This is a genomic window from Oleiphilus sp. HI0117 (assembly GCF_001635235.1).
The window spans coordinates 1-5,067 of sequence record NZ_LWGA01000524.1 but is presented as its reverse complement, the minus strand read 5'-3'; the positions used below and the strand labels follow the sequence as shown (position 1 = coordinate 5,067).

Genomic DNA, 5,067 nt, shown 5'->3' with positions numbered 1-5,067 from the left:
AAAGCTACGCCCATCAGAACCCAAGTGCCAAGAATCAACGAATCAACGAATCAACGAATCAACGAATCAACGAATCAATATAGTCGGACACAGAAAACGCAATAAGGAGTAAAACAGCTAAGCTCCCAAATGTTGCCGCCACTGCATTTGCATACAAAAGATTAACTGCACTTTCTTCAACCCAGTCTTCGGATGAACCAAAGCCTCTTGCCGCCTGAACTGATGTATTCCCCAATCGTCGCCCAACTTTTCACTATAGTTTATTATATCAAACACAGTTAACTGCATTATTTAAGGCTGTACCAAAATAAGCCTGAGTGATAACTATAGTTACTCCATGGAAGTTTTGCCAATAAAGCATTACTAGCCAAGTCCCTAAACGGTAAATCACTTAGAGGCTATATTGACTATTTCTTCATTATAAAAACACTAGTGACAATACTTACGGATAGGGTGAATGTTTTCAGGGTAAGGCTGTAGGTATCTCTGCTCATTTATATAAGCTGAGCCAAACTGACTCAAATAGTGAGACAGAAGGGTTAAAGGCGTTGCCAAAGGAGTTATGCCTTCTTTGTACTTCAAAATAGAAGACTCAATGTGCTGGCGTGACACTGAGGGTACGCTTCTTTTTAAGTACCCTAGAATATGTAATAAGGCATTTGTATGCCCTCTTCGATTGGCAGGTTTAGAGAGTGTTTGCATAAAACCCTCAAAATAACGCCCTGCAAGCATTTCGATACTTAAGCTCTTGTCACCCGCTAACAACCTGCCAAGCGCTTTCGCTTGCTTTTGATTATGTGCCATCAATAAGTATTTGTAGCTCGCATGGAATTTGGTTAGTTTTAAAACACTAGGCTGATCCAAAACTTCTTTACGAAAGTTATGATACGCATAAACGCGCATCACAAAATTGTCATACAAGACGTCATCATTGAGACGACCTTCTTCTTCAATTGGCATTAGCGGATATTTTTCCCTTAAAGCACGAGCAAAAACGCCCATCCCTGGCTTCATATGAGCATGACCATTAGGCTGATAGACTTTCACCCTTTCCATGCCGCAACTAGGCGAGTTTCTCATCAGGATATAACCATCCAAACTCCCCATTTCTGGTAGTTTGTGCTCAAAACCACTCACTAACTGATCAGTCAAGTCTTTAGAATTGTCGTCGCTAAAATTTAATTGAGGCGATTCCGGGTTGCCCGTCAGCCTCATGGTAGGTCTGGGAGTTCCAAACCCAGCAGCAACTTCTGGGCAGAAGGTTTTAAATTCGAAGTGCTTACTAAGTACATTGAGGCATAAACGAGATTGGGTATGACCGCCATTATAACGCACCTCATGACCCGCCAAACAGGCACTCAAACCTACTTGAATTGACTTCTCACCTCGGCTTTTCATAGCGTCGCTAGAAGCAGCCTTGTCGGAGACAATAACATTATGCTTTTTCATACCCATCACCCTCTTACATGCCATGCATTTTTAACAGTTCTACAAGGTATACGCGACAAGCACAAAACTAGATCATAATGACATGATTTAAAGTCAAAGTATCTCATCCAAGGCTTGCTTTAACTGAGGATACTGAAATTGAAAGCCACTTTCTAGAAGCTTCTTTGGGACTACATTCTGACTTCCAAGCAATAAAATAGATGATTCACCGAGTATGGTTTTCAAGATAAATGCCGGAACAGGAAGTACTGCAATTCTCTTTAATGTACGAGCAAGCGCGATAGAAAACTCTTTATTTCTTACGGCACCAGGTGCGACTAAATTGACCGCGCCACGCGTCGTCTGATTTACTAATAAATACTCAAGCGCTCTGGTTACGTCAACATTATGAATCCAGGGCATGTACTGCTTTCCGTTTCCCAGCGGCCCTCCAAGGCACAACTTAAATGGCAAAATCATTTTTGATAGCGCGCCGCCCGAACCGTCTAAGACAATACCCGTTCTCAAGGTAGCGCAGCGAGTTCTTTTGTTTGCCATCTGCGCTAACTGCTCCCAATGAAAGCACAGTTCTGAAGCAAAGTCTGAGGGCCCAAGCCCAAAGGCCTCATCTAGCTTCGTATCGCCCTGATCACCGTATATACCGACAGCCGATCCAGATAAAAAAACATTTGGAGGGTTATCTCCCTTGTTAATGAGATCAACCAAGGCCTGAGTTATTGCCCATCGGCTTTCACATATTCTGAGTTTCTGTTGTGCTGTCCAACGACGGTCGATAATAGGCTCACCGGCTAGATTTATAACGCCGTCAAACCCATCTAGGTTTGTAAAGTTTTCCAAACTGTCAATTAAGGAAACGTGTTGAGGTAGTTTTTTCTGCGCACTTCGAAAATCTCTGGTCAAAACGGTATAGTCGTGGTGAGTATACCGTTCGATAAATCGGCGACCTATCAAGCCCGTTCCACCCGTTACTAATAATTTCATACTAATCTCCCCAACGATCCGGCAGTTCCGGTTTCAATCTCTTATTAACCCACTTACGCAATAGTTTGTAATTTGGATCCACTTCAGAGTTTTCTTTCATATTGATCCAATTTGTTTTTAACGACGTAAACCTTCTTGAATATCATTTATTCGCTGTCGCGAAACTGTTCGGCTCTGAGTCGAACCAAAGAACTTATAAAGAGGTTAACTGTGAGTCATTACAAAGCACCATTGGATAATATTAATTTCGTCTTGTTTGATGTCTTAAACTCCGGCCAACTAGCCGAAAGTCCTGCGTTCACCGAAGCCACAGAAGAAATGCAAAGAGCAGTTATAGAAGAAGCTGCTAAACTGGCCGAGGGCGTGTTACTGCCTATCAATACATCTGGTGACAGAGAAGAGTGCCAATTCGATCCAGACACTAAAACAGTGAAAACTCCAAATGGCTTCAAAGCAGCCTACGAACACTACCAACAAGGTGGATGGAGTGGTTTGTCGTCTGCGCCTGAGTTTGGCGGGCAAGGCTTACCACACTTACTAAAAAACGTTGTTGATGAAATGGTCTGTTCAACGAACCTATCGTTTGGCATGTACCCAGGTTTATCTCATGGTGCGATAGACTTACTCCAGCAGCACGGTACAGAAGCACAAAAGCAAACCTACCTACCAAAGCTTATACAAGGCATTTGGACTGGCACCATGTGCTTGACCGAGCCTCAGTGCGGAACCGACTTGGGCCTAATCACCACAAAAGCTGAAGAGAACCCTGATGGCAGCTACGCTATCAGTGGAACAAAAATCTGGATTACCGGCGGAGAGCATGATCTTGTCGACAATATCATCCATTTAGTGCTGGCTAAAATACCTGGCAGCCCAGAAGGCAGCAAAGGTATCTCATTATTTGTCGTCCCAAAAGTGCTTGAAGACGGGTCGCGCAATCCAGCATTTTGTGGAGGCCTTGAGCACAAAATGGGAATCAAAGCATCAGCGACTTGCGTAATGAACTTTGAAAATGCCAAAGGCTGGCTAGTGGGAGAAGCAAACCAAGGTCTTAAGTGCATGTTCACCATGATGAATGCTGCCCGTATCATGGTAGGTATCCAAGGTTTGGGGCTGGCAGAAACGGCTTACCAAGTATCATTGGGGTTCGCCAAGGAGCGCTTACAAAGTCGCTCCCTGTCTGGGCCTCAAAACAAGTCAGGCAAGGCAGACCCGATTATTGTTCACCCTGACGTGCGCCGCATGCTTTTAAAGCAAAAGGTTTTGATAGAAGGGTCTAGAGCAATGGCCAGCTTGGCCGGCCTTCACTTTGACCTAAGTCACCACCACGCCGATTCAAATGTGCGGGAACGCTCCGATGATTTGTTTCAATTACTCACGCCCATCGTCAAATCATTTCTGACCGATGAAGGATATGCTTGCGTCGATGCGGGCCTCCAATCTATGGGTGGCTCTGGCTTCACACAGGATTGGCCTGTTGAGCAACTGCTCCGCGATGGCCGTATTGCCCGCATCTATGAAGGCACCAACGGAATTCAAGCGATGGACCTAGTCGGCCGTAAGCTAACCATGAAAGGCGGGAAACTCCCCCTAACTTACTTCAATGAGATGCGTTCGTTACTTTCTATCGTATCAAACGAGAGTCACTTGAAGCACTGTGAAGGTTTTCTATCTACCTTGCAGTCTGCACTGAGTTGGTTAGGCCAGAACGCAAGCCAAGATCCGGAACAGGCAGGCGCGGTGGCATCGACGCTACTACGAACATTTGCACTAACCACCTTAGCTGTATTATGGGCCAGAATGGCCGCTCAAACGCAGCAAGCAGAAACAGCCAAACAATACCCAGCAGCGTTCCTAGAAGGCAAGCGTAAAGCTGCTGAACACTTCTTCCGCTTATACGCACCAGAAATGGAGGCATTGCTTTCAGACATAAAATCTGGAAAGAGTAGCATCATGGACTTTTCAGTCGAAGAGTTTTAGTCACCTCAAGCCACACTCCTGCATCATGCACAATTAATTAAGTGCATGATGCAGTTTTCTAGACAAGTATCCTTGCCATAGCGCGACAAACAATCAATCTTGTTGATACAAGCATTACTGACAGGAACAGGTATTATGAAATTTAAAGGACTAGACGATTTCACTCACACTCAAGAAGATAAAATAGGTGTGTTAATTACCAACTTAGGTACTCCCGACGGACCAACACCACAAGCTTTACGAGTTTACCTCAGACAGTTTCTGTCTGACCCTCGAGTTGTAGAAATTCCGCGACTTATCTGGCTGATAATTTTACACGGCATTATTTTACGCATACGTCCAAAAAAGTCGGCTAAAGCCTATGCCTCGGTTTGGACGGAGCATGGTTCACCATTGCTTTCGCACACACAAGAGCAGGCAAAAGCCTTAAGCAAGAGGCTAGAAACCAAATGGGGTGACAAGCTTGTTACCAAGTTTGCGATGCGTTACGGCAACCCTTCCATCGACAAGGTAATGAATTCAATGCTAGAAGAAGGTGCTCGACGCTTAGTGATCCTTCCCTTGTATCCTCAATACTCAGGTGCGACTGCCGGTTCCACCTTTGACGCGATCTCTACAGAACTAACAGCGCGTCGCTGGGTGCCTGAACTCCGCTTT

4 protein-coding genes are annotated in these 5,067 nt (G+C 44.8%); 2 read left to right on the top strand and 2 right to left on the bottom strand.

Going from position 1 to position 5,067, the window contains the following annotated elements:
• Positions 1-429 precede the first annotated feature (429 nt).
• Both A3757_RS05850 and A3757_RS05845 read right to left on the bottom strand, forming a co-directional pair.
• Positions 430-1,449: a DUF523 and DUF1722 domain-containing protein gene (locus tag A3757_RS05850; protein ID WP_082865023.1), complete on the bottom strand. Its 1,020-nt coding sequence runs from the start codon at positions 1,447-1,449 to the stop codon at positions 430-432.
• A gap of 93 nt (positions 1,450-1,542) precedes the next feature.
• Positions 1,543-2,430 carry a TIGR01777 family oxidoreductase gene (locus tag A3757_RS05845; RefSeq protein WP_068552721.1) on the bottom strand — a complete coding sequence of 296 codons (888 nt, stop codon included), beginning with the start codon at positions 2,428-2,430 and terminating at the stop codon, positions 1,543-1,545.
• A 210-nt stretch (positions 2,431-2,640) separates the two neighbouring features.
• Here A3757_RS05845 and A3757_RS05840 point away from each other — a divergent pair, with 210 nt between their 5' ends.
• Together A3757_RS05840 and hemH are read left to right on the top strand one after the other, a co-directional pair.
• Positions 2,641-4,410 (top strand): acyl-CoA dehydrogenase C-terminal domain-containing protein, encoded by a 1,770-nt coding sequence (locus A3757_RS05840; RefSeq protein WP_068516527.1) that lies wholly within the window; start codon positions 2,641-2,643, stop codon positions 4,408-4,410.
• 135 nt (positions 4,411-4,545) lie between these two features.
• Positions 4,546-5,067 (top strand): ferrochelatase (gene hemH, locus A3757_RS05835; protein ID WP_068739303.1); only part of this gene is annotated, 522 nt, incomplete at its 3' end.

Coding starts and splice junctions, on each gene's coding strand:
- A3757_RS05850 (WP_082865023.1), bottom strand. CDS start 1,449: ATGAAAAAGCATAATGTTATTGTCTCCGACAAGGCTGCTTCTAGCGAC.
- A3757_RS05845 (WP_068552721.1), bottom strand. CDS start 2,430: ATGAAATTATTAGTAACGGGTGGAACGGGCTTGATAGGTCGCCGATTT.